Below are 23,121 nucleotides of genomic sequence, written 5' to 3'. Positions count from 1 at the left end.
ACATGTGGGAACTTGCTGTACCCGTCGCCATTGGCGTTCTCGTCATCCTCGTCATCGGTCTTATCTTCGCAAAGCTCTACAAGCGTTCGACGCGCGATGAAGCCTATGTCCGCACCGGGCTCGGCGGCCAGAAAGTCGTGCTCGACGGCGGCTCGCTGGTGTTGCCGATCTTCCATTCGACGGCGGCCGTGAACCTGAAGACGCTGCGGCTCGAGGTCGCCCGCGGCGGCCCCGACTCGCTGATCACCAAGGACCGCATGCGCGTCGACATCGGCGCCGAGTTCTATCTCCGCGTCAAACCCGACAGTTCGTCGATCGCGCTCGCCGCGCAGACGCTCGGCAACCGCACCAACGATGCCGCGGAGCTGCGCGAGCTGGTCGAGGCGAAATTCGTGGACGGCCTGCGCTCGGTCGCCGCAACCATGAACCTCGAGGAATTGCAGGAGCAGCGCGCCACCTTCGTCAAGGCCGTGCAGGACGCGGTCGGCGCCGACATCCAGAACAACGGCCTCGAACTCGAATCTGTGTCGCTGACCAAGCTCGACCAGAGCGACATCAAGCACTTCAATCCCAGCAATTTCTTCGACGCCCACGGACTGACCACGCTGACCAGGATCACCAAGGAGCGCGAGCAGGAGCGTAACCAGATCGTCCGCACCACCGAAGTCAATATCGCGCAGCAGGATCTGGCGGCGCGGCAGACCACGCTGACGATCGAAAGCACCAAGCGCGAGGCAGAACTCGCCCAGCAGCGCGATATCGCCAACAAGACCGCCGCGATGCGGGCGCAGACCGCACAGGTCGAACAGACCGCGCTGCAGAACGAAGCCGAATATCGCATCCAGCAGGAGCTCGCGGTCGCCAACAAGCAGACCGAGGCCAACCAGGCCCGCGACACCCGCAAGATCGAGGCCGATCTCGCGGTGAAGCGCCGCACCACCGAAATGGAGCGCGATCTCCAGATCGTGGCGCAGGAAGCGGCGATCGTCGTCGCCAACAAGAACAAGGAGCAATCTGAAGCGCAGACCATCGCAGAGACGGCGCGTGCGGTTGCCATTGCGGCCGAAGAAAAGGTCACGACCGCCCGCGCCACCGAGGTCGCCGAGCGCGACAAGATCATCAACGTGATCGCGGCGCGCAAGGTCGCGGAGACCAACGCGATGCCGATCACGGTGATGGCCGAGGCCGAACGTCAGGCCGCCGCCAACAAGGCGGAGGCCACCAACGTGCTCGCCAAGGCCGACGCGGCCGCTGCCACCACCCGCGCCGCCGGCGTCAAGGCGCTGGGCCAGGCCGAGGCCGAGGTCGCGACATTGAAGGCGGAGGCGCGCAACAAATTGAGCGCGGAGATGATCGCCTACGATCTCAACCTCGCCCGCATCAACGTCATTCCGAATGCGCTCGCCGAGGCGGTGAAGCCGATAGAGAAGATTTCCGACATCCGGATCTTCGATACCGGCAGCATGCTCGGCCGCGGCGCCAACGGGCATGCCAACGGCAATGGCGGTCTCGGGCTCGGCGACGGGCTCGCCGCGCAACTGCTATCGGTCTCGGCATTCAAGCCGATGATCGACAAGATCCTCTCCGAGGCGGGTTTCCCGGCCGGACCTGACGCGCTGACCAGCCTGACCAGTGCATTGGCGCAACGAAAGGCCGAAGTTGTTGCGGCGGAGACACCTGCGACCGTCAACGACATTCCAACGACGCCGCTGGTCGGAACGATCACGGGCCAGCTCGCCAGCACTCCCAAATCGCCGTGATGATCTGAGTCGGCTCTGACATCTCATCGAAAGGCCCGCCGAATTCTCTCGGCGGGCCTTTGCTTTGGGGTTGTCGGGAAACGGGTGGGATCGGACGTCTTCCAATCACACACTATGGAGAGATCAAATCCTTACAGGAATCTGCCATGTCCGCCGACACGCCTCACCTGCCAGCCACGTTCAATCGCCTGGCCTGGTCCAACCTTGCCGCACAATCGGCCGAGCAGATTGCGCTCGCCGCTGCACCGATCGTCGCCGTGCTGCTGCTCGGCGTCGGCGAGGGTCAGACCGGGCTGCTGCAGACCGCGCTGACGCTGCCCTTCATCCTGTTCGCAATTCCCGCTGGCCTGCTCGCCGACCGCGTATCGCGGCGCTGGGTGATGGCAGGCTCCGAGGCACTGCGGGCAGCCGCGCTTGCAACCATCCTGCTGTCGATCTGGCTGGGCTTCCTGACCCTGCCGTTGCTCGCCTTCCTCGGATTCGTCGCTGTCTGCGGCACTGTCGCCTACAGCGTCGCCGCGCCCGCGCTGGTGCCGTCGCTGGTGACGTCACAGCAATTGCCGGCAGCGAATGCCCGCATCGAGCTGGCACGCACTGTCGCCTTTGCCAGCGGCCCCGCGCTCGGCGGCGTGCTGGTCGGCTGGGTCGGCGCCGCGCCCGCGTTCGGCTTCGCCGCGGCGCTGTCGGCGATAGCGGTCGTGCTGCTCGCCGGCCTCTATGAGCCGGCGCGTGCGCCCGCTCCGCGGCGTCATCCGTTGCAGGACATCAAGGAAGGCGCCGCCTTCGTGATGCACCACGCCCTGCTGCGCCCGGTGTTCATCACGCAGTTCATCTTCAACACCGCCTCCTTCCTGCTGCTCGCCGTGTTCGTGCCCTATGCCGTCCACCATCTCGGCCTCAGCGCGACCGGTGTCGGCACGACACTCGCAATGTACGGCGTGGGCATGGTGGTTGGCGCGCTGTTCGCGACCCGCGTGATGAAGCGGCTGGCGTTCGGCATCGTGATCGGACTCGGCCCGGTGACCGGCTTCGTCGCCGCCGCCGTGATGGCGCTGACGACCTGGTTTCCGACACCATTGCTCGCGGGCCTGAGCTACTTCCTGCTCGGCGTCGGCCCGATCCTGTGGGTGATCTCGACCACCACACTCCGGCAGTCGGTGACACCGCCTTCGCTGCTCGGCCGGGTCTCGGCGATCAACATCATGAGCTACGGCGCTCGCCCGCTCGGCTCCGCGCTCGGCGCCATCGTCGGCGGTCTCTACGGTGCCGAAGCCTGCCTGTACCTCGCGGTCGCGATCTTCGCCGCGCAGGCGCTGGTGATCCTGATGTCGCCCGCGGTATCGCTGACGCGGCAGCCCGACATGGTCGGCGAGCCCGCGCGGTGCTAGCGCCGCACTTTGCGTCATTGCGAGCGAAGCAAAGCAATCCGTCGCTCCGCATATGCGGGACCATGGATTGCTTCGTCGCTTCAGCGCAAAATTGCTCTGCAATTTTGTCGCGAGCTCCTCGCAATGACGGAGAATGACGATGAGAGAGCCTAGCTCGCGAGGTACCGCTCGTACTTGCCGCCGACCACCTCGTCGGCGGCAACGGCGGGATCCAGCGTATAGAGATCCTGCGCGTGGCCGATCCCGCGCAGCACGAAGCGGCCGGTGGAGACGAGATAGTTGCGGCCGGCCGCGTCGAGACCACTGCGGAAGGCCGTCGACGTCAGCAATTCCCGGTCGACCGAGGCGCACATCGAGGCAATCCGGCTGACCTCATTGACCGCGGGTCCGACCACCGTGAAATCCAGCCGGTCCTCGCTGCCGATATTGCCGTAGAGCACCTCGCCGACATGGAGGCCGACATAGGCCGAGGTGGTCGGCCGGCCTTCCGAGGCACGACGCACGTTCAGCGCATCCAGGTTGCTGCGGAATGTGTGCTCGGCCCGCAGCGACGCCCGCTTCGCGCCCGCCATGTTCTCGTTCGTGAACATCGCCAGCACGCCGTCGCCGATCAGCTTGAGCACCTCGCCGCCGGCGTCATGGATCGCGTCGATCGAAGCCTGCGCGTAGTCGTTGAGGAACGGAATGATCTCGTCCGGGCCGATGCGCTCGCTGATCGCAGTCGAGCCGCGCACGTCGGAGTACCACAACACGGCCTTGATCTTCTCGGTGACGCCGCGCTGCATCCGCCCGCGCAGCACCTGCTCCGCCGTCTCACGTCCAAGATAGACCCGCCCGAGCGTACGTGCGATCTCGACCTGCGCGGCCGATTTGATCGCAAGCCCGAGCACCGGCACCAGGTCGCGCAGCGCGGCCATGTGGTTCTCGTCGAACCCGTTCGAATGACGCGTCGTGTAGTAGGAATAGAAGCAGTCCATCTCCCCGATCGTGCCCGCCTCGCCGAAGCGATGGACGAAGGCGGCGAAATGCTTGTGCCCCTTCTCCGCGAGCTCGCCGATCATCGAGAAATCGTGCGAGGCGTCGGCGAGATCGATCACCATCTCGTCGTGGCCGTTTTCGAGCATGTGATAGAAGGCCGACCGCCGCCAGTTCTGGCTGGCCTCGCCCGTGCTCGTCGGGCCGTATTCGAAGATGTCAGCCTCGTTGCTCTCGCCGTCGTTCCAGCGGAAGCCGCGCCCCTCGAAGATCGGATGCAGCGTATCGATGAAGACGATCGCCCGCGACAGCGGCATGCCCGCCGACCGGCAGCGTTCGCAAAAGCCGCGCAGCAGGTCATTTTCGGGCAAGCCCGTCAGGCCCTGGCGGACCAGCCAATTCGTCAAGTGCAAACGGGACGTCGGTTCCATGGATGGATTATGCCGGGCAATTGGTGCGGGAGAAAGGCTCGTGTCCGCGCTAGGCTGAGGGCCGTGGACGGGTCCCTCACAGATGCGAATCCCAATCCGACAATGCAACCCAGCGGCTGACGTTTTCCATGCAATGCCACCCCGCCGAGGGACGGCGGATTGCGCTTCCCTTTGGGTCAGCTTTCGCGCACAAAACGCCATGGACAACGACACTGGCCCGACCTCTCCGGTCCAACGCTTCGTGCAATGGGCGATCAAGCCGCCGCAATCCTATGCGGTCTACCTGGTTTGCCTGATCCTGGTCTTCACCCTGTCGTTCTACGCCGGAACGCTGAAGCCGAAACACACGCCCGCTTCGCCGCCGGCGACGACTGCACCCTCCGCGCCGCAAGGATAGCCGGTCACGCCATCGCGGCCGGCCGCCCTACACCAGCTCCGCAGGCGCCAGCTTGCAGGTCTCGCTGCTGATCTCGACCTGCAGCGTCGCGTGGTGGATGCTGAAGCGGTGCGAGAGCTCGGCGCAGACGTGATGCAGGAAGGCGTCGTCATGGCCGCCGGGGCAGACAAGGTGCGCGGTCAGCGCGGTCTCGCTCGTGCTCATCGCCCAGATGTGCAGATCGTGAACCTCGGTGACGCCCTCGACCGTCAGCAGATAGTCCCTCACCACCTTGAAATCGATGCCCTTCGGCACCGCGTCGAGCGCCAGGTTGACGCTGTCGCGCGCCAGCTCCCAGCCGCTCACCAGCACGACGACGGCGATGATGAGGCTGATCGCGGGATCGAGCCATTGCCAGCCGGTCGCCATGATCAGTAGTGCTGCGACGACGACTCCGAGCGAGACGCCGGCATCCGCCGCCATGTGCAGATAGGCGCCGCGGACGTTAAGGTCGGTGTCACGGCCGCGCATGAACAGCAGCGCCGTGCCGCCATTGATGAGGATGCCGAGCGCCGCAACCCAGACCACGGTCCAGCTCGCCACCTCGGCCGGCTCGCGCAAGCGGTTGATCGCCTCGACCGCGATGCCGCCGACCGCGATCAGCAGCAGTCCGGCATTGATCAGCGCGGCCAGGATCGAGGCGCGGCGATAGCCGTAGGTGTGGGTATCGGTGGGCCGCTTGCCCGCCAGCCACGCGCCGGCCCAGGCCAACAGCAAGGCGATCACGTCGGAGAAATTGTGAACGGCGTCGGAGACCAGTGCGAGCGAGTTGGCGCTGTAGCCGAAGATCAGTTCGGCGACGACGAACGCCGTGTTCAGCGACGCGCCGATCGCGAACGCCGTGCCGAAACCGTCGGGCGCGTGGCTGTGCCCGACGTGGCCATGAGAATGCCCATAGGAATGACCGTCGTGGTCATGGTCGTGATGATGGTGGTGCGCCATTGGCACGGCAACCGTCGCCTGCTGAATGTCCTCGGCGATGGTTATAGGCGCGGTGAAATACGGATACTATCACACCGCCCCCCCGGGGCTACGGACCTGGCCTACTCCACGCCGCGACTGAACTTGTTCGACTTCGGCAGGCCGTGGGCCAGCCGACCGGCATCGGCACGGTTGCCGCGCCAATCGGCCAGTTCCTTCATGGTCATGCTGTGCTCGCGGCCGGCGGAGTCCTTCCAGGTCAGGCCGGCCTTGGCATCGAACACCGCGACGTCGGACAGCGACGCGCTGGTGTATTTCTGCAACCGCACACCGCGGCCGCGCGCCATTTCCGGCACCTGATCGAGGCCGAAGAGCACCATCTTGTGGTTGGTGCCGATCACGGCAACAGTATCGCCGGTGACGGTCGCGATCGCGCGGGCCTCGTTCGGCATCTCCACATTGAGCACCTGCTTGCCCTTGCGGGTGTTGCCGACGCAGTCCTCTTCCTTGACGATGAAGCCTTGGCCTTCACTGCTCGCGATCAGGAACTTGCGCTCGCCCTTGTTGACGAACAGCGCGACGATCGCGGCATCCTGCTCGAGTTCGATGAACATGCGGATCGGCTCGCCATGGCCGCGGCCGCCCGGCAGCTTGGCGACGTCGAGCGAGTAGAACTTGCCGTTGGTGGCGAACAGCAACAGCTTCGACGTCGTCTCGGCAAAGAACGAGTGCTCGAGCTTGTCGTCGGTCTTGAAGGCGAGCCCCGAGAGATCCTCGACGTGGCCCTTCAGCGTCCGCACCCAGCCCTTCTCGGAGACCACGATGGTGCACGGCTCGCGCTCGACGAAGGCCTCCTCGATGGCGGCGAGATCGTGCTCGGGCGCATCGGCGAAGGTGGTGCGACGCTTGCCGAGCGGCGTCTTCGGCCCGAAGATATCGCGGACCTTGGTGACCTGCTCGCCGACCTTGGCCCATTGTTGCGCTTCCGACCCGAGTAGTCCCTCGATGCCCTTCAGCTCCTTGCGCAGCTCCTTGTCCTCGTTGCGGATCTCCATTTCCTCGAGCCTGCGCAGATTGCGCAGCCGCATGTTGAGGATGGCCTCGGCCTGGATCTCGGTGAGCTTGAACGTCTTGATCAGCACCGGCTTGGGCTCGTCCTCGGTGCGAATGATCTTGATCACCTTGTCGAGGTTCAGATAGGCGATCAGTTGTCCGCCTAGGATTTCCAGCCGGTGCTCGATCTCGCCCTTGCGGAAGTTGGAGCGGCGGATCAACACGTCGCGCAGATGGTCGAGCCATTCGCGCAAGCACTCGGCAAGGCCGACCACCTTCGGGATGCGGCCCTTGACCAGCACGTTGAGGTTCAGCGAGATCCTGCTTTCCAGCTCGGTCAGCCGGAACAGCGACTCCATCATCAAGGCAGGATCGACGGTGCGCGACTTCGGCTCGATGACGAAGCGGATGTCTTCCGCCGATTCATCACGGACGTCGCCGACCAGCGGCAGCTTCTTCTGCTCCAGCAGCTCGACGATCTTCTCGTGCAGGCGCGACTTCTGCACCAGCCACGGGATTTCGGTGACGACGACCACCCAGGTGCCGCGGGCGCCCTCTTCCACCGACCAGCGCGCACGGGTGCGGAACGAGCCGCGGCCCGTCGTGTAAGCCTCGATGATCGCTTCCTTGGAATCGACGACGATGCCGCCGGTCGGGAAGTCCGGGCCCTTAACCCATCTCAACAGCGCCTTCGATTTGGCGTCGGGCTTGTCGATCAGATGCAGCGCGGCGTCACAGAGCTCGGCCACGTTGTGCGGCGGGATCGACGTCGCCATGCCGACCGCGATGCCCTGCGCGCCGTTGGCGAGCAGGTTCGGGAAGCCGCCCGGCAGCACCACCGGCTCTTTCGACTGGCCGTCATAATTGGCGCGGAACTCGACACCGTCCTCGTCGATGCCATCGAGCAACAGCCGCGCGACCTCGGTCATGCGCGCTTCGGTGTAGCGGTACGCGGCCGGATTATCGCCGTCGATATTGCCGAAGTTGCCCTGGCCGTCGACCAGTGGGTAGCGCGAGGAGAAGTCCTGCGCGAGCCGCACCATGGCGTCATAGATCGCCTGGTCGCCATGCGGATGGAATGAACCCATCACGTCGCCAACGATCTTGGCCGACTTCTTGAACGCGGTGCCGGGGTCGAGTCGCAACAGCCGCATGCCGTAAAGGATGCGCCGATGCACCGGCTTCAGGCCGTCGCGGGCATCCGGCAGCGCGCGATGCATGATGGTCGAGAGCGCATAGGCGAGATAGCGCTCCTCAAGCGCATCACGCAGCGGCACCTCATGGATTTCGGCCGGCTTTGGCTCTTCCGGCGGTGTCTGACGTTTTCCCATGGGGAGGCGTTAAACCGGCGCGGTGAATCGGGCAAGACGCGAATCACGTCTGCCACATCAGATGCCCTGATTCGCGCGGTTATTGCGCGGCCCGGTTTGCCGCCTGCAGGGTCTTGACGGGAGCCTCGTTGAGGCAACGGCGGGCGACATCGATCTCGGCGTCGGTGGCACCATGGGCCCTTGCCCAGCTCTCGGCCGCCGCAGCCGAGTATCTGGCGACGTAGTACCGCACGACGGTGCAGGAGACGCGGCGGATAACGCCACCCCGTTCGCCGGCTGCTGCGTCAGGCGCCAGTGTCAGCAGCGCCGCCGAAATCACTATTCCGCGAAGAAGCATTCAACCGCCCCCCAACATGGAACCAATCCCGAAACGCCCAAGAGGGCGATTCGTTCCGGTATCTGGTGCATGACAAGGGCGCGCGCCCCTCAGGGCGCGGTGGTGTTTACCTTGCCGCGCGGCTTCGTCACTGCATTGATAAAGCCGTCGCGGGCGTCGGAATGGCCCTGCCCGCGCGGCTCCAGCACATGGCGGAGCAGGAACAGGCCGGTGATCTGGAACCCGTCGAGCAGATCCTGATCGGACCAGGCATTGGCGCCGCCGTCGCCTTCGCGCAGGAAAGGCGGCAACGGCAGCAGGCGATCGCGCCACGGCTCGCCGGCAGCGCGCGACACCGCGCCGCCGGATTTCGGCGAGACGTAGATCAGCTCCGTGGTCGCGCCGGTGGCCGCGCAGTTCTGCAGATCGAGCCCGAAGCCGAGTTCGGCCAACATCGCCAGCTCGAACCGGATCAGATGCACCGCGGCGACGCCGGCATCCTCGAAATCGTCGAGCGTCCACTGCAGCATCTCGTAGATGTCTTCATGCGGATCGCGCTCCGGCAACAGCCGGGCCAGCGCGGCCAGATGCGTGACGCCGTAGACACCGTGCGACGAGCCGAGCAGCGTTGCTGCGCGCAGCCGCGTGCCCTCGATCGCATACACGCCGAGATGCTCGTCGAGGCGCGCCCGCCACACCGCGGTGACGCTGTTGCCGGGCTGCAGCAGCGGCCGCATCCGCGAACTCGCGCCGCCGCGCACCAGGCCGAGATGACGGCCGTGCTCGCGCGTCAGCAGTTCGGCAATCGCGGAGGATTCGCCGTGCCGCCGCACGCCCAGCACGATGCCTTCGTCGGTCCATTCCATGGTGTGAAACTATCATGGTGGGTGGGCAAAGCGTAGCGCACCCACTCTACGAAGACCTAAGCGTTGAACCAACCTTGCGCATCGCCGGTGAAGGAGAAATACAGCCCGGCCGAGGTCAGGATGCAGGACACCACCTCGATGCCGCTGTCGAGCTCCACGCCGCGGTCCCCGATCACCTGCACCAGCGAGATCGCCGAGAGCACCAGCGCCGCCGCCAGCGCCCAGCGCGGCCAGTTCTTGCGGCGCTGCGCGGCGAGCCAGACGAAATACATCAGCAGCAGAATCATGCCGCCCGCCAGCAGCGTCGCCACCATGATCATCTGATCGGTCATCTCGTAGCTTGGCGTGCGGTCCTGGAACGCCACCGACAACGCATCCAGCGTCAGCGACAAATAGAGCAGCACTTCAAACCACAGCACGTTTCTAGGCACGTTCATCGCACACGCCGGCTCTTATTCCTTGGGGAATTCCAGTCCCATCTCGCGGTAGCGGTCCGGGTCGTCGCCCCAGTTCTCGCGTACCTTGACGAACAGGAACAGATGCACCGGCACGCCCATGATCTCCGCGATCTCCTTGCGCGACTCCGCACCGATCGACTTGATGGTGGCACCACCCTTGCCGAGCACGATCTTGCGCTGGCTCTCGCGCTCGACAAAGATCGTCTGCTCGATCCGGATCGAGCCGTCCTTGCGATCGGTCCAGCTGTCGGTCTCGACCGTCGACTGGTACGGCAGTTCCTGATGCAGATGGCCGTAGATCTTCTCGCGCGTGATCTCCGCCGCGAGGTGCCGCATCGGCGCATCCGACATCTGGTCTTCGGGATACAGGAACGGCCCCTCCGGCACCGCTGCCGCCAGCGTCTGGCGCAGATCGGCAACGCCATCGCCCGACAGCGCCGAGATCATGAAGGTGTGCTCGAAGCGCAGCCGCTCGTTGGCCGCCTGCGACAGCGCCAGCAGTTTCTCGCGCTGCACGAGGTCGATCTTGTTCAGCACCAGGATTTTCGGATGCCCGACCGTCTCGAGCTTGCCGAGGATCGCATTTGCCTCCTCGTCGAGGCCGGATTTGGCATCGAGCAGCACGCAGACCAGATCGGCGTCGTGGGCGCCGCTCCAGGCGGTCGACACCATGGCGCGGTCGAGCCGGCGCCGCGGCGCGAAGATGCCGGGCGTATCGACCAGGATGATCTGCGCGTTGCCCTCGATCACGATGCCGCGGATCAAAGCGCGCGTGGTCTGCACCTTGCGCGAGACGATCGTGACCTTGGAGCCCACGAGCGCGTTGACCAGCGTCGACTTGCCGACATTGGGAGCGCCGATCAGCGCGACGAAGCCGCAGCGCGTCGCGGCTCCCTGCCGTTTGGCCTCATCAGTCATTGGTGCCGACGCCCTCGCGCTCGATCATTGCCGACGCTGCGGCCTTCTCAGCCGCGCGCTTGTTGCCGCCGAGACCCTCGGCGGACGCCAGTCCCGGCAGGTCGACGGCGACGCGGAATTGCGGATCATGGTGCGGACCGGTGCGCTCGACCTCGCGATAGACCGGTGTCGGCAAGCCCTTGCCCTGCGCCCATTCCTGCAGCACCGTCTTGGGGTCGCGCAGCGGCCGGCGCAGCTTGTGCATCCGCTCGGTCCAGTTGCGCTCGACGAATTGGCGGGCAGCTTCGTAGCCGCCGTCGAGAAAGATCGCACCGATCACGGCCTCGCAGATGTCGCCGAGCACGGATTTGCGCAAGCGCGCACCCTCGACGGCCTTGACCATGCCGAGCTTGATGTCGTCGAGCAGGCCGAGCGACTTGGCGACGTCGGCGCAACTCTCCTTGCGCACGAGGTCGGCGAGCCGCTTCGACAATTCGCCCTCGTCGGCCTTCGGGAAGGCGCGGAACAGCATGTCGGAGACGATCAGGCCGAGCACATGGTCGCCGAGAAACTCGAGCCGCTGATAGCTGTCGGCGCGGTTGCGGGTTGCGGGCTTGAGCGCGGAGACGTGGGTGAACGCAGTGGTCAGCAATGCGGGATCCGAGAACTTATACCCGATACGCGCCTCGGTGCCGGCGATCGCGGCCTTCTCCTCCGCAGCCTTGGCAGCCTTGCTGCGCCGCTTCTTCGGCGCGGCTTCGCTGCCGGTGGCAGGCGTCTGGCTCGGCTCGCCCGGTGGCGGTTGATCCTTGATGACTGAGGTCTCGTCGTTCATCGCACGATGGAGAATATGCGATTCCACCGCACAGCGGTGGGCCAACGCCAGAACATCCAGGCGTGCTCGCCCTCGGCGATCGAGAAGAAGATCATCTGGGCGCGGCCGACGATATTCTCGAGCGGCACGTAGCCAACCGCCGACAGCACCCGGCTGTCGGTCGAATTGTCGCGGTTGTCGCCCATCATGAAGAAATGGCCTTCGGGCACGGTGTAGACGTTGGTGTTGTCGTAGAAGCCGTTGTCGACACAATCGAGCGTCTCATAGCTGACGCCGTTCGGGAGCGTCTCCTTCCACCGCTTGACGCGGGCGGTGGCGTCGGAGCCGCAGGGATCCTCACCGACGAAGTCGCTCAGGCGCTCGCGCTTGACCGGAACGTCATTGATGTAGAGCAGCCCCTCCTTCATCTGGATGCGGTCGCCCGGCAGGCCGATCACGCGCTTGATGTAATCCGTGGTGTCGTCCTTCGGCAGCCGGAACACGACGATGTCGCCGCGATTCGGGTTGGACCCGAAGATGCGGCCGGAAAACAGCGGCGGCGACAGCGGGATCGAGTAGTGGCTGTAGCCGTAGGAGTATTTCGAGACGAAGAGATAGTCGCCGACCAGGAGGGTGGCCTTCATCGATCCCGAGGGGATGTTGAAAGGCTGAAACAGGAAGGTCCGGATGACGAGCGCGATCAGCAGGGCGTGGATGACGACGCGGATGGTTTCGCCCAGGCCGCTTTCAGATTTGGTGCCGGTGGTCGCGCTCATTGCTTTCCCAATTCCCGCGGGCTCTGACGCCCACGCGGTGGCAGAACGTTCTCTTCCCGCGAAGCGCTCGATCCTCGCGTGAGGAAAATGGCCTTGATTCTGATCTTGAGGGCAAATTCCGGCGCAAACCCGAATCCGCGTCTCGCTCGATGATAACCCTGCGGCGTTTTAGACGGTTGTTTGCAGCCGCGCAATCAATCGCCGCGCAAAAACTTCACAATCCATTGAAATATCAATGATTTTTTAGTTTTCTGAAGATTTCTGGCGATGCCGCGGGCAGCCCGGCTCATTTGCCGGGGGCAACGGCCGAAATTATGACGAAGGCCTGCGCCAGCGGCCAGTCGTCGGTGATCGAGAGGTCGATCCGCGCCTCCATCCCCTCGGGCGTCAGCTCCTGCAGCCGCGCCAGCGCCCCGCCGGTCAGCTGCATGGTCGGCCGTCCCCCGGGCAGGTTCACCACCCCCATGTCCTTCCACCACACCCCGCGCCGGATGCCGGTGCCGAGCGCCTTGGAGCAGGCCTCCTTGGCGGCGAAGCGCTTGGCGTAGGTGGCGACCACCATCTTCTCGCTCTTGGCGCGGCGCATCGCCTTGGCGCGCTCCGCGTCGGTGAAGATGCGCTCGAGGAAGCGCTCGCCGTGGCGCTCGATCACCTTGGCGACCCGGGTGATATCGATCAGGTCGGAGCCGATGCCGATGATCATGCGCCGCCGGCGCCTTCCGCCTTTGCACGCCCGCGGTCCATCGCCGCACGCATGGCGCGGACGGTCTCGGCAATGCCGACAAACAGCGCCTCGCCCATCATGAAGTAGCCGATGTTGAGCTCACGGATTCCTGATAGCGCCGAGATCGTCTCTGACGTCTCGTAATCGAGGCCGTGGCCGGCATGGACCTCAAGCCCGGCCGCGTTCGCTAGCCTGACGCCTTCGACAATCCGCTTCCATTCGGCCGCGGCCTTGTCGCGGTGGCCGTCGACCACGGCGTCGCACCAGCCGCCGGTGTGGATCTCGATCACCGGCGCCTTCAACTTCGCGGCCATCTCGATCTGCCTGGGATCGGCGGCGATGAACAGCGACACCCGGATGCCGGCGTCGCTCAGCCGCGCGATGAAGGGCGCCAGCGCGTTGTGCTGGCCGACCACGTCGAGGCCGCCTTCGGTGGTGAGCTCCTGGCGCCGCTCCGGCACCAGGCAGACGGCGTGCGGCTTGGTCGCGAGCGATATCTGCAGCATGTCGTCGGTCGCCGCCATCTCGAAGTTCAGCGGCTTGGAGATTTCGGCCTTCAGCCGCGCCATGTCCTCGTCGCGGATATGGCGGCGATCCTCGCGCAAATGCGCGGTGATGCCGTCGGCGCCGGCCGCGATGGCGGCAAGCGCCAACCGGACCGGATCGGGGCGCCCGCCGCCCCGCGCATTGCGCAGGGTCGCGACGTGATCGACATTGACGCCGAGGCGCAGCGGAGGAGCTTTGGACATTCTCTAACCTGCAAATCCAATCAGCCATTCGCGGGCCTGACCCACGCAGCAATCATTCCTGGAAGATGGGCCGCCGGGTCAAGCCCGGCAACGACGAGAACCTACCCCGAGAACCTACCCGTTGACGCGCTCGACCCGTGCAACGACGGCCTTGGCGCGCAACTGGGCGATGATAGCGCTGAGATGCTTGAGGTCATAGACCTCGAGATCAATGGTCAGCTCCGTGAAATCGGGGGAGCGGCGCGACATGTGGATGTTGTCGATGTTGCCGTCGTGCTCGGCGATCACGGTCGCGATCTGCGCAAGGCTGCCGGGCTCGTTGACATTGTGGACCAGGATTCGCGCCGGGAAGCGCTGCGGCATAGTCTCGTCGATGTCCCAGCGCACGTCGAGCCAACGCTCCGGCTCCTCCTCGAACTCCTTCAGCGCCGGCGACTGGATCGGATAGATCGTGATCCCCTCGCCCGGCGTCACGATGCCGACGATGCGGTCGCCCGGCACCGCGCCGCCATTCGGCGCGAACTTCACCGGCAGGTCCGAATTGATGCCGCGCACCGGGATCACCGAAGCGGCGCGCGCCGGATGCGGCGGCGTCTGCGTCTTCAGCTTGGCGGCGAGCCCCTTCGCGGTGCCATAACGCACCAGCCGCTCCTCCTTGTAGTCGGGATACATCGCACGCGCGACGTCGGAGGCCTTGATCTCGCCGCGCCCGACGGAAGCCATCACATCCTCGATCGAGGTACGCGCCAGCCGCGGCAGCGCCCCCTTCAGCTTGTCGTCGGCATATTCGATCTTGGCGCGGGCAAACAGGCGGTCGACGATGCGGCGGCCGAGGCCGGCATACTGGTCGCGCACCGCGTTGCGGGTGGCACGCCGGATCGCCGCGCGCGCCTTGCCGGTAACGGCGAGCGCCTCCCAGGCCGACGGCGGCGCCGACTGCGCCTTCGAGGTCAGCACCTCGACCTCGTCGCCGTTCTGCAACTCGGAAGACAATGGCGCGAACTTGCCGTTGATCTTGCAGCCGACCGCGCTGTTGCCGACGTCGGTATGCACCGCATAGGCGAAATCGATCACGGTGGCCTGGCGCGGCAGCGCGATCAGCTTGCCCTTCGGCGTGAAGCAGAACACCTGGTCGTGGAACAGTTCGAGCTTGGTGTGCTCCAGGAACTCTTCGGGGTTGGCACTTTCCGAGAGGATGCCGATGGTGTGGCGCAGCCAGGCGAAGGCGTTCGACTCGTGCTTCAGCCGCTCGTTCGGCGAGCCCGCCCCTTCCTTGTAGAACGCGTGCGCCGCAATACCGAACTCGGCGATCTGGTTCATTTCCTCGGTGCGGATCTGCAGCTCGACGCGCTGCTTGCCCGGGCCGATCACGGTGGTGTGGATGGACCGATAGTCGTTCTGCTTCGGGGTCGAGATGTAGTCCTTGAAGCGGCCCGGCACGACCGGCCAGGTCGTGTGGACGATGCCGAGCGCACGGTAGCAGGCGCCGATATCTTCGAGGATGATGCGGAAACCGTAGATGTCGGACAACTGCTCGAAGCCGATCGACTTGCGCTCCATCTTGGTCCAGATCGAAAACGGCTTCTTGCGGCGACCGACGACCCTCGCATTGATGCCGTTCTTCTGCAGGTTCTTGGAGAGCTGGGTTTCGATCTCGCCGATCAGGTTGCGGTTGCGGTCGGCCAGCGCATCGAGCCGCTGCTTGACCACCGCATAGGCTTCGGGATCGAGCACGAAGAACGACAGGTCCTCCAGCTCCTCGCGCATTTCCTGCATGCCCATGCGGCCGGCGAGCGGCGCATAGATGTCCAGCGTCTCCTCGGCGATGCGGCGCCGCGACGCAGGCGGCACGAACTCCAGCGTGCGCATGTTGTGCAGGCGGTCGGCGAGCTTGATCAGCAGCACGCGAACGTCGTCGGCGATCGCCAGCAAAAGCTTGCGCAGGTTCTCGGCCTGCTTGGCTTCGCGCGACACCAGTTCCAGCCGCTTCAGCTTGGTCAGGCCCTCGACCAGCGCGCCGATCTCATGGCCGAACACATGATCGATTTCGGCGCGCGTCGCCTCGGTATCCTCGATCGTGTCGTGCAGCAGCGCCGCCACAATCGTGGCGTCGTCGAGCTTGAGGTTGGTGAGGATCGCGGCAACCTCGAGCGGATGCGAGAAATAGGGATCGCCGGAAGCGCGCGTCTGGGTGCCGTGCGCCTTCATGGCATAGACATAGGCGCGGTTCAGCAGGTCTTCGTTGGTGTCGGGGTTGTAGGAACGGACGCGCTCGACGAGGTCATATTGCCGCATCATCCGCGCCCTCGGCTTGACCGGCCTCTCCGCCGTGGACGACGCCGGTGCCACCGCGACCGTTTCGGTCGCAGCCTGCATCTGGCTGGAACTCCGGCGTCGATAAACCATGGACGCAATGCCTTTCGCCTGGGCCAAACGGCCCTTTCTTCCCAATCTAGTGCACCTTCGAACGAAGCAGCACCCCGCGCAGGCCCAGGAACCGTTCAATTTCCTGCGTCCGCATAGGACGCATCGTAACAGCAAAATTGTCAACAAAAGCAAAGGCCCGGAGCAATATCCGGGCCTTTGGCAATCTATCCAAAATCGGGCGGCTGGAAGCCGGCGTCTACTCGTCTTCCTCGGGCTGCTCTTCCGGGGGCGCGAGACCCTCCAGGCCCTTCAGCAGCTCTTCCTCGGTCATCCGTTCGACGGCGACCTCGGTGTCGTCGGCATCGACGCTGGCGCCGGCGGAACCGATCAGCGGAACGGTGTCGGGCTCGGGCTCGTCGACCTCGACGAACTTCTGCAGGGAGTGCACGAGTTCCTCTTTCAGGTCTTCCGGCGAGATCGTGGAATCGGCAATCTCCCGCAGCGAGACGACAGGGTTCTTGTCGTTATCGCGATCAACCGTGAGTTGAGAACCTGACGAGATCATACGGGCGCGATGCGCCGCCAACAGGACGAGGTCGAAGCGGTTGTCGACCTTATCAATGCAGTCTTCAACGGTGACGCGAGCCATCTCAAGGCGCTCCGTGGTAAAAGGGACCGAATATGATGATTATGAGGGTTAGTTATAGGCCTAGCCACCGTTTCGCAAGGCAAAATTTGTGATTTGCCTTCCGAACAGGCTCTGATAACCCGATTGGGCGGGGCCAGAACGGCCGGAGCGTCTGACGACATGGCCAGGTTGCTGTCCCTGACAAGTAAATCTCTTCATTGCAATGTCAAAAGTCTAGGCATTTTGCCCTCGCCTCACCATAATTGCGGTGGTGACTGTCGTGGGGAAAGATTCACCGAACTTTAGACAGCAACGCAGAAAATTGCGCGCGGTCGGTTGCCGCTGCGCTAAGAACACGAACAACCACGCGAGAACACTTTGATGTCGTCACCTGTTTCCAACAAGATCGCGCTCTTCATCGACGGAGCGAATCTTTATGCAACCGCAAAGACGCTGGGCTTCGACATCGACTACAAGCGCCTCCTCAAGGAATTCCAGGGTCGCGGCACGCTGCTGCGTGCGTTCTACTACACGGCGATCATCGAGGATCAGGAGTATTCGTCGATACGTCCGCTGATCGATTGGCTCGACTACAACGGCTACACCGTCGTCACCAAGGCGACCAAGGAGTTCATCGACGCCAGCGGCCGTCGCAAGGTCAAGGGCAACATGGACATCGAGCTTGCCGTCGATGCGATGGAACTCGCCGAACATATCGACCAGATGATTCTGTTCTCCGGCGACGGCGACTTCCGTTCGCTGGTCGAGGCGGTGCAGCGCCGCGGTGTTCGCGTCACGGTGATCTCCACCATCGCCAGCCAGCCGCCGATGATCGCCGACGAACTGCGTCGCCAGGCCGACGTCTTCACCGATCTCGTCGAGCTGCAATCCAAGCTCGGCCGCGATCCGTCCGAACGTCCGGCGCCGCGCGAACCACGCGAGCCGCGTCACCACTCCCCGCAATTCCTGCAGCGCGCGACCACGATGGCCCCACGGGGAGCCGATGACGATTTCGACGAGTAATCTCGTCAGCGCTGCCACCCGACCTGACAGCAACTGCCCGCTCTGTCCGCGGCTGGCCGCCCTCCGCGCGGAAACCCGTGCGCGCCAGCCGGACTGGTTCAACTCGCCGGTGGACTCCTTCGGCGATCCAAACGCACGGTTGTTGATCGTCGGGCTAGCGCCGGGCATGCAGGGCGCGAACCGCACCGGCCGTCCGTTCACCGGCGATTACGCCGGTGACCTGCTTTATGCGACCTTGCTCGAATACGGCTTTGCCAGCGGCGTCTACCAGGCGCGGCCGGATGATGGTCTGAAGCTCGTCGATAGCCGGATCAGCAACGCGGTGCGCTGCGTGCCGCCGCAGAACAAGCCGCTGCCTACAGAGATCAACACCTGCCGGCAGTTCCTCAGCGCGACGATCGCCACGATGCCGAACGTGCGCGCGATCGTGCTGCTCGGGCGCATCGCCCACGAATCGACCGTGAAGGCGCTCGGGCTTCGTCTGGCCGCCGCGCCCTTTGCGCACGGTGCCGTGCATAAGGCGGGACCGTACAAGCTGTACGACAGCTATCATTGCTCGCGCTACAACACGAACACGGGCGTGCTGACGACCGATATGTTCCGAGCGGTCTTCGCAAATGTGCGAAAGGACCTCGGCTGATACTCAGCGAAGCGCTGCGGCATCACGCTCCAACCGGATTGTCCTTCAGCCAATCCAGCACGTCGCCCGCGCTCCGATCCGGCGGGAACACCGGATAGAACACGTGCGTGATGCGGCCGTCGTCGATGATCAGCGCGAGCCGCTTGATCAGGGTCAGCCCTACGACCGACATCGCCGGCAGATTCAGCGCCTGCGTCAGCTCCAGCGCCTCGTCGGACAGCACCGGGAACGGCAGATGCAGCCGCGCGGCCATCTCGGTCTGGTACTCGTTGCTCTGCGTCGACAGGCCGAACACCTGGGCTGCGCCGGCCGCCCTCAACTCGGCGAACAGGTCGCGGAAGGAGCAGGCCTGCGGCGTACAGCCGCGCGCGCCGGGGATCATATCCCAATCGTCGACCAGCCCGATCTTGCCGGGCTCGCCGGTCCGCGGATAGGCGAACACCACGGTGCGGCCATCGAGCACCGACAACCGCACCGAGGTGTCGTTGGTGGCTCGCAGCGACACCGGAGGAATCTTCATGCCCTGAAGATGGGCGGCGGCGCCGTCATCGGTCGGCGCCGGAATCTTGCTCCAGTCGACGTCGGTCAAACTGCTCTGGCTCATCGCATCGATCTCCGTCCACGATCATCGCGAGGCGCACTTGCGAAGGCCAGATCCAATTCACGCGTAGCGCGATGGACCACTTCGTCTACGGTGATCGAAAGGACGCAGGTCTATCCCCGCGCCCGCATCAGGCGGCCCTTCTCGCGGCCCCAGTCGCGCTTCTTGACCGTCTCGCGCTTGTCATGGAGCTTCTTGCCCTTGGCAACCGCGAGCAGCAGTTTGGCACGGCCGCGCTCGTTGAAATAGAGCTTCAGCGGAATGAGCGTCATGCCCTCGCGATCGACCGCGCCGAGCAGCTTGTTGATCTGCTTGCGATGCAGCAGCAGCTTGCGCGGCCGTTTCGGCTCGTGATTGAAGCGGTTGGCCTGCAGATATTCCGGGATATTGGCGTTGATCAGCCACAGCTCGCCGTTCTTAGAATCCGCATAGGATTCCGCGATCGTGCTCTTGCCGCTGCGGATCGATTTCACCTCGGTGCCGGTCAGCGAGATGCCGGCCTCGATCGTGTCCTCGATTGCGTAGTTGAAGCGGGCCTTACGGTTCTCGGCGACAACCTTGATGGGGCGTTCGTTCTTGTCGGCGGCCACTTTAGCTCTTCTTGAGAAGGTCGCGGATTTCCGTCAGCAACTCGACCTCTGGGGTCGGCTTCGGCGGTTCCGCGGGCTTGACCTCTTCCTTCCGTTTGAACTGGTTCATCAGGCGGATCACGATGAACAGCACGAAAGCGATGATCAGGAAGTTGATGGTCAGCGTCAGGAAGTTGCCGTAGGCGAGCACAGCGCCCTGCTTCTTGGCGTCGGCGAGGTTGGTCGCGGTCACGTTCTTCGCGAGCGGGATGAAGTAGTTGGAGAAGTCGAGGCCGCCGGTGATCGCGCCGATGACCGGCATGATGACGTCGCCGACCAGCGAGGTCACGATCGCGCCGAAAGCCGCACCGATGATGACGGCGACGGCGAGGTCGACGACGTTGCCCTTCATGGCGAACTCGCGGAATTCCTTCAGCATGCCCATCCCCTTCTCTTCGACGTTACGGACCGCATTGTTCGCGGCGAACCCTACTTCCCTCAGTTGATCAGGCCGGCATGCACCATGGCGCTGCGGACGGCCTGACGGGTCGATTCAGCGACCGGCACCATCGGCAGACGCAGCTTCTCGTCCATCTTGCCGAGCAATGACAACGCGTATTTGACCGGCGCGGGATTGCTCTCGATGAACAGGTTGGTGTGCAGCGGCATCAGCTTGTCGTGGATCTTCAGCGCGGCGGCCGCATCGCCCTTCTGCCATGCGGTCTGGAATTCCGAGCACAGCCGCGGCGCGACGTTCGACGTCACCGAGATGCAGCCATGGCCGCCATGCGCCATGTAGCCAAGGATGGTGGCGTCCTCGCCCGACAGCTGATTGAAGTCCTCGCCCATCGCCGCGCGCTGCTGCGAAACCCGCACCATGCTGGCGGTGGCGTCCTTGACGCCGGCGATGTTTTTCAGCTCGAACAGCCGCTTCATCGTGTCGACCGACATGTCGATCACCGAGCGCGGCGGGATGTTGTAGATGATGATCGGAATGCCGATCGCATCATTGATCGCCTTGAAATGCTGGTACAGGCCTTCCTGGGTCGGCTTGTTGTAGTACGGCGTCACGACCAGCACCGCAGCCGCGCCGGCCTTCTCGGCATGTTCGGCCAACTCGATCGCCTCCTTGGTCGAATTCGAGCCGGCGCCGGCGATCACGGGCACCCTGCCCTTGGCCTCCTCGATGCACCACTCGACCACCCGCTTGTGCTCGTCGTGGCTCAGGGTCGGGCTCTCGCCAGTGGTGCCGACCGGCACGAGGCCGTGCGTGCCCTCGGCGATCTGCCAGTTCACCAGGCTGCGAAATGCCGCCTCGTCCACTCCGCCGTTTTTGAAGGGCGTCACCAAGGCAGTGAATGAACCCCGGAATTTTGTCTTGGCTGCCATGGACTTCCTCCAATCGCTTCAGGCTAAAGGCTAGGTCGACGGACCCTTGTTGTTGGCGTGCTTCATGTCCGCGACCGGCACCGGTTGATGCGAAACGCCATGAAAGGCAATTCATATCGGGTCTGGCCGACAGGCGAAAGGGCCGCACCGTACCTATTCCCAACGGTAATCTGCGGCGCGCGAGGCCGCTATTTTGCCGTTGTGCTGGCGCAAACAGCCGCACCGGCAGCCTTCTTAGTATTTTGTCTACGTTTTCAATCAAATAAGAACCCAGGGCCCAAACGACCAGATGATTCGGGGCCGCAGAGGACTTCTGTGATCCGTTCCGCCCGCGCAGGCACATTGCGATCGACGGCGCTAGCGACGAGCCTGGCGCTCGTTGTCGGCTTTGCTGCCATCACGGCCGACGCATGGGCCGCCTCGGACGTTCCAGCACCGGCGCCGGCTGCCGACAACACGGCTTCCAAGACTACGGCCCCCAAGACAGCCACGTCGAAGACTGCTGCGTCCAAGGGCACTGCTTCGTCCAAGGGCACTGCTTCCAAGACTGCCGCTCCCAAGACTGCTGCGCCCAAGACGGCTGCTTCAAAGTCGAGCGCAACCAAGCACGGCGCGGCCAAGACTGAGGCAGTGAAGACTGAGGCAGCCAAGACCGAGACAACCAAGACCGAGACGACCAAGACCGAGGCAACCAAGCCGACCTCTTCCAAGTCCGGCGCGGCCAGCGCGGACAGTCACAAAGCCGTGCCTTCCAAGACGACGGAGAGCACGGCGTCCAAGACCACGGCGCCCAGGGCCACTGCGTCAAAGACCGCCACCACGCCCAAAACCACCGCGCACAAGACCGCTGCGCCTGGTGCAACGGGAAGTCTGTCGAACAGGCCAGAGCACGCCGCCCGCGCCATCGCACCTGCGCTGGTTCCCGCCACCCGCCAGCATGTCGCACCGGCGGTGCGCAGCAAGCCGGTGATACCGGCGGCCGTGGCTGCGACATCGTCGACGTCAGAGACAGACAAGGAGTCACTCAAGACCGTCGTTGAACTCCTGCGCAAGCGCAGACCGGGCGATGCGACCGACGCCGAGTCCTCGATCTCCGATCCGGTGGCCCGCAAGCTTGCGGAATGGCTGATCCTGCGCAGCGAGGATAATGGCGCCTCGGCCGAGCGTTACCGCGCCTTCCTCGACGCCAATCCGAGCTGGCCGTCGCAGACGTTCCTCCGCCGTCGCATCGAGGCCTCGCTGTGGGACGACCACCGTGACGACGCCGCGGTCTCGGCCTGGTTCCAGAATGAATCGCCGATCTCGGCCAAGGGGCGGCTCGCGCTAGCCAAGGTGATGGTCGCGCGCGGTGACCGCGCTAATGCCGAGCGCCTGGTGCGCGAGGCCTGGCGCAACGACCCGATGGGCGAGGACACCGAGAGCACCGCGCTCGATCTGTTCAGCTCGTTCCTGACCGCCGGCGATCACAAGGCGCGCATGGATGCGATGCTCTACGGCACTGACAACGAAGCCGCTGGCATGCGCGCTGCAAGACGTCTCGGTTCCGGCTATGTCGCGCTAGCCAAAGCGCGCATCGCCGCCAACCGCAAGGGATCGAACCTGCGCGCGCTGCTGGAAGCCGTGCCGCGCGAATTGACCGGCGACACCGGCTATCTCTTCGCGAAGATCCAGTTGCTCCGCCGCGAGGAGAAATTCGCCGAGGCCGCGCAACTGATGATGAGCGCGCCGCGGGAGCCCTCGCGCCTGTTTAATGTCGACGAATGGTGGGTCGAACGCAGGCTGCTGGCGCGCAAGATGATCGACGTCGGCGAGTATCGCACCGCCTATCTGATCGCGCGCGACGCGGCGCTGCCGAGTCGCGACATTTACAAGACCGAGCAGGAATTCACCTCGGGCTGGATCGCGCTGCGCTTCCTGAACGATCCCGCGGTCGCCGCGCAGCACTTCGCGCGGATCGGCGTCGGCAGCACCAATCCGACCGCGCTGGCGCGCGCCGGCTACTGGCAGGG

At 64.6% G+C, this 23,121-nt stretch carries 22 protein-coding genes and 1 pseudogene; 6 read left to right on the top strand and 17 right to left on the bottom strand.

Going from position 1 to position 23,121, the window contains the following annotated elements; translation table 11 throughout:
- Positions 1-2 precede the first annotated feature (2 nt).
- Together AS156_RS35210 and AS156_RS35205 are read left to right on the top strand one after the other, a co-directional pair.
- Positions 3-1,760 (top strand): flotillin family protein, encoded by a 1,758-nt coding sequence (locus AS156_RS35210; RefSeq protein WP_066513964.1) that lies wholly within the window; start codon positions 3-5, stop codon positions 1,758-1,760.
- 146 nt (positions 1,761-1,906) lie between these two features.
- A complete protein-coding gene (locus tag AS156_RS35205) occupies positions 1,907-3,148 on the top strand; it encodes an MFS transporter (RefSeq protein ID WP_066513960.1) in 1,242 nt (413 codons plus the stop codon).
- A 149-nt stretch (positions 3,149-3,297) separates the two neighbouring features.
- Here the strand turns inward: AS156_RS35205 and AS156_RS35200 are convergent, their stop codons facing one another.
- Positions 3,298-4,554 (bottom strand): adenylate/guanylate cyclase domain-containing protein, encoded by a 1,257-nt coding sequence (locus tag AS156_RS35200; RefSeq protein WP_066513959.1) that lies wholly within the window; start codon positions 4,552-4,554, stop codon positions 3,298-3,300.
- Positions 4,555-4,753: 199 nt separating this feature from the next.
- Here AS156_RS35200 and AS156_RS35195 point away from each other — a divergent pair, with 199 nt between their 5' ends.
- On the top strand, positions 4,754-4,951 hold the full coding sequence (locus tag AS156_RS35195) for a hypothetical protein (protein ID WP_066513958.1): 198 nt from the start codon (positions 4,754-4,756) through the stop codon (positions 4,949-4,951).
- 27 nt (positions 4,952-4,978) lie between these two features.
- Here AS156_RS35195 and AS156_RS35190 read toward each other — a convergent pair whose 3' ends face one another.
- The 12 genes from AS156_RS35190 to rpoZ form a co-directional block, all read right to left on the bottom strand.
- A complete protein-coding gene (locus AS156_RS35190) occupies positions 4,979-5,932 on the bottom strand; it encodes a cation diffusion facilitator family transporter (RefSeq protein ID WP_066513957.1) in 954 nt (317 codons plus the stop codon).
- Between the two features lie 101 nt (positions 5,933-6,033).
- On the bottom strand, positions 6,034-8,295 hold the full coding sequence (gene parC, locus AS156_RS35185; RefSeq protein ID WP_066513951.1) for a DNA topoisomerase IV subunit A: 2,262 nt from the start codon (positions 8,293-8,295) through the stop codon (positions 6,034-6,036).
- Between the two features lie 79 nt (positions 8,296-8,374).
- Positions 8,375-8,632 carry a hypothetical protein gene (locus AS156_RS35180; RefSeq protein WP_066513949.1) on the bottom strand — a complete coding sequence of 86 codons (258 nt, stop codon included), beginning with the start codon at positions 8,630-8,632 and terminating at the stop codon, positions 8,375-8,377.
- Positions 8,633-8,721: 89 nt separating this feature from the next.
- Positions 8,722-9,477: a DNA repair protein RecO gene (gene recO, locus AS156_RS35175; protein ID WP_066513948.1), complete on the bottom strand. Its 756-nt coding sequence runs from the start codon at positions 9,475-9,477 to the stop codon at positions 8,722-8,724.
- A gap of 56 nt (positions 9,478-9,533) precedes the next feature.
- On the bottom strand, positions 9,534-9,914 hold the full coding sequence (locus tag AS156_RS35170) for a hypothetical protein (RefSeq protein WP_066513946.1): 381 nt from the start codon (positions 9,912-9,914) through the stop codon (positions 9,534-9,536).
- 15 nt (positions 9,915-9,929) lie between these two features.
- Positions 9,930-10,853 carry a GTPase Era gene (era, locus tag AS156_RS35165; protein ID WP_066513944.1) on the bottom strand — a complete coding sequence of 308 codons (924 nt, stop codon included), beginning with the start codon at positions 10,851-10,853 and terminating at the stop codon, positions 9,930-9,932.
- Positions 10,846-11,667, bottom strand: a complete 822-nt coding sequence (gene rnc, locus AS156_RS35160) for a ribonuclease III (RefSeq protein WP_066513942.1) — start codon at positions 11,665-11,667, stop codon at positions 10,846-10,848. Before rnc ends, era begins: the two co-directional genes overlap by 8 nt.
- Positions 11,664-12,422 carry a signal peptidase I gene (gene lepB, locus AS156_RS35155; protein ID WP_066513940.1) on the bottom strand — a complete coding sequence of 253 codons (759 nt, stop codon included), beginning with the start codon at positions 12,420-12,422 and terminating at the stop codon, positions 11,664-11,666. The genes rnc and lepB overlap by 4 nt, the downstream gene beginning before the upstream one ends.
- A 286-nt stretch (positions 12,423-12,708) precedes the next feature.
- Complete coding sequence (gene acpS / locus AS156_RS35150; RefSeq protein ID WP_066513938.1) at positions 12,709-13,125, bottom strand: holo-ACP synthase; 417 nt, start codon at positions 13,123-13,125, stop codon at positions 12,709-12,711.
- Positions 13,122-13,895 carry a pyridoxine 5'-phosphate synthase gene (locus AS156_RS35145; protein WP_066513936.1) on the bottom strand — a complete coding sequence of 258 codons (774 nt, stop codon included), beginning with the start codon at positions 13,893-13,895 and terminating at the stop codon, positions 13,122-13,124. Before AS156_RS35145 ends, acpS begins: the two co-directional genes overlap by 4 nt.
- A gap of 114 nt (positions 13,896-14,009) precedes the next feature.
- Complete coding sequence (locus AS156_RS35140; RefSeq protein WP_066513932.1) at positions 14,010-16,301, bottom strand: RelA/SpoT family protein; 2,292 nt, start codon at positions 16,299-16,301, stop codon at positions 14,010-14,012.
- A gap of 217 nt (positions 16,302-16,518) precedes the next feature.
- Positions 16,519-16,911, bottom strand: a complete 393-nt coding sequence (rpoZ, locus tag AS156_RS35135) for a DNA-directed RNA polymerase subunit omega (RefSeq protein WP_016844003.1) — start codon at positions 16,909-16,911, stop codon at positions 16,519-16,521.
- Positions 16,912-17,271: 360 nt separating this feature from the next.
- Between rpoZ and AS156_RS35130 the strand changes: the two genes are divergently transcribed.
- A complete protein-coding gene (locus AS156_RS35130; RefSeq protein WP_066513931.1) occupies positions 17,272-17,913 on the top strand; it encodes a LabA-like NYN domain-containing protein in 642 nt (213 codons plus the stop codon).
- Positions 17,894-18,553, top strand: a complete 660-nt coding sequence (locus AS156_RS35125) for a uracil-DNA glycosylase (protein WP_066513930.1) — start codon at positions 17,894-17,896, stop codon at positions 18,551-18,553. The genes AS156_RS35130 and AS156_RS35125 overlap by 20 nt, the downstream gene beginning before the upstream one ends.
- 22 nt (positions 18,554-18,575) lie before the next feature.
- On the opposite strand, the gene AS156_RS35120 is transcribed toward AS156_RS35125, so the two are convergent.
- The 4 genes from AS156_RS35120 to dapA all read right to left on the bottom strand — a co-directional run bounded on the left by AS156_RS35120 (position 18,576) and on the right by dapA (position 21,112).
- Positions 18,576-19,157: a peroxiredoxin gene (locus AS156_RS35120; RefSeq protein WP_066513929.1), complete on the bottom strand. Its 582-nt coding sequence runs from the start codon at positions 19,155-19,157 to the stop codon at positions 18,576-18,578.
- Positions 19,158-19,267: 110 nt separating this feature from the next.
- Positions 19,268-19,744 carry an SsrA-binding protein SmpB gene (smpB, locus tag AS156_RS35115; RefSeq protein WP_066513928.1) on the bottom strand — a complete coding sequence of 159 codons (477 nt, stop codon included), beginning with the start codon at positions 19,742-19,744 and terminating at the stop codon, positions 19,268-19,270.
- A 1-nt stretch (position 19,745) separates the two neighbouring features.
- Positions 19,746-20,162, bottom strand: a complete 417-nt coding sequence (gene mscL / locus AS156_RS35110) for a large conductance mechanosensitive channel protein MscL (protein ID WP_066514144.1) — start codon at positions 20,160-20,162, stop codon at positions 19,746-19,748.
- Between the two features lie 59 nt (positions 20,163-20,221).
- Positions 20,222-21,112, bottom strand: a complete 891-nt coding sequence (gene dapA / locus AS156_RS35105; RefSeq protein ID WP_066513927.1) for a 4-hydroxy-tetrahydrodipicolinate synthase — start codon at positions 21,110-21,112, stop codon at positions 20,222-20,224.
- Positions 21,113-21,427: 315 nt separating this feature from the next.
- On the opposite strand from dapA, the pseudogene AS156_RS45340 reads away from it, so the two are divergent.
- A pseudogene (locus AS156_RS45340) lies at positions 21,428-23,121 on the top strand (lytic transglycosylase domain-containing protein); the annotation flags it as partial.

This window comes from Bradyrhizobium macuxiense, from assembly GCF_001542415.1.
GTDB lineage: Bacteria > Pseudomonadota > Alphaproteobacteria > Rhizobiales > Xanthobacteraceae > Bradyrhizobium > Bradyrhizobium macuxiense.
The sequence above is the reverse complement of the archived record's forward strand: the minus strand, read 5'-3'. Positions and strand labels throughout refer to the sequence as shown.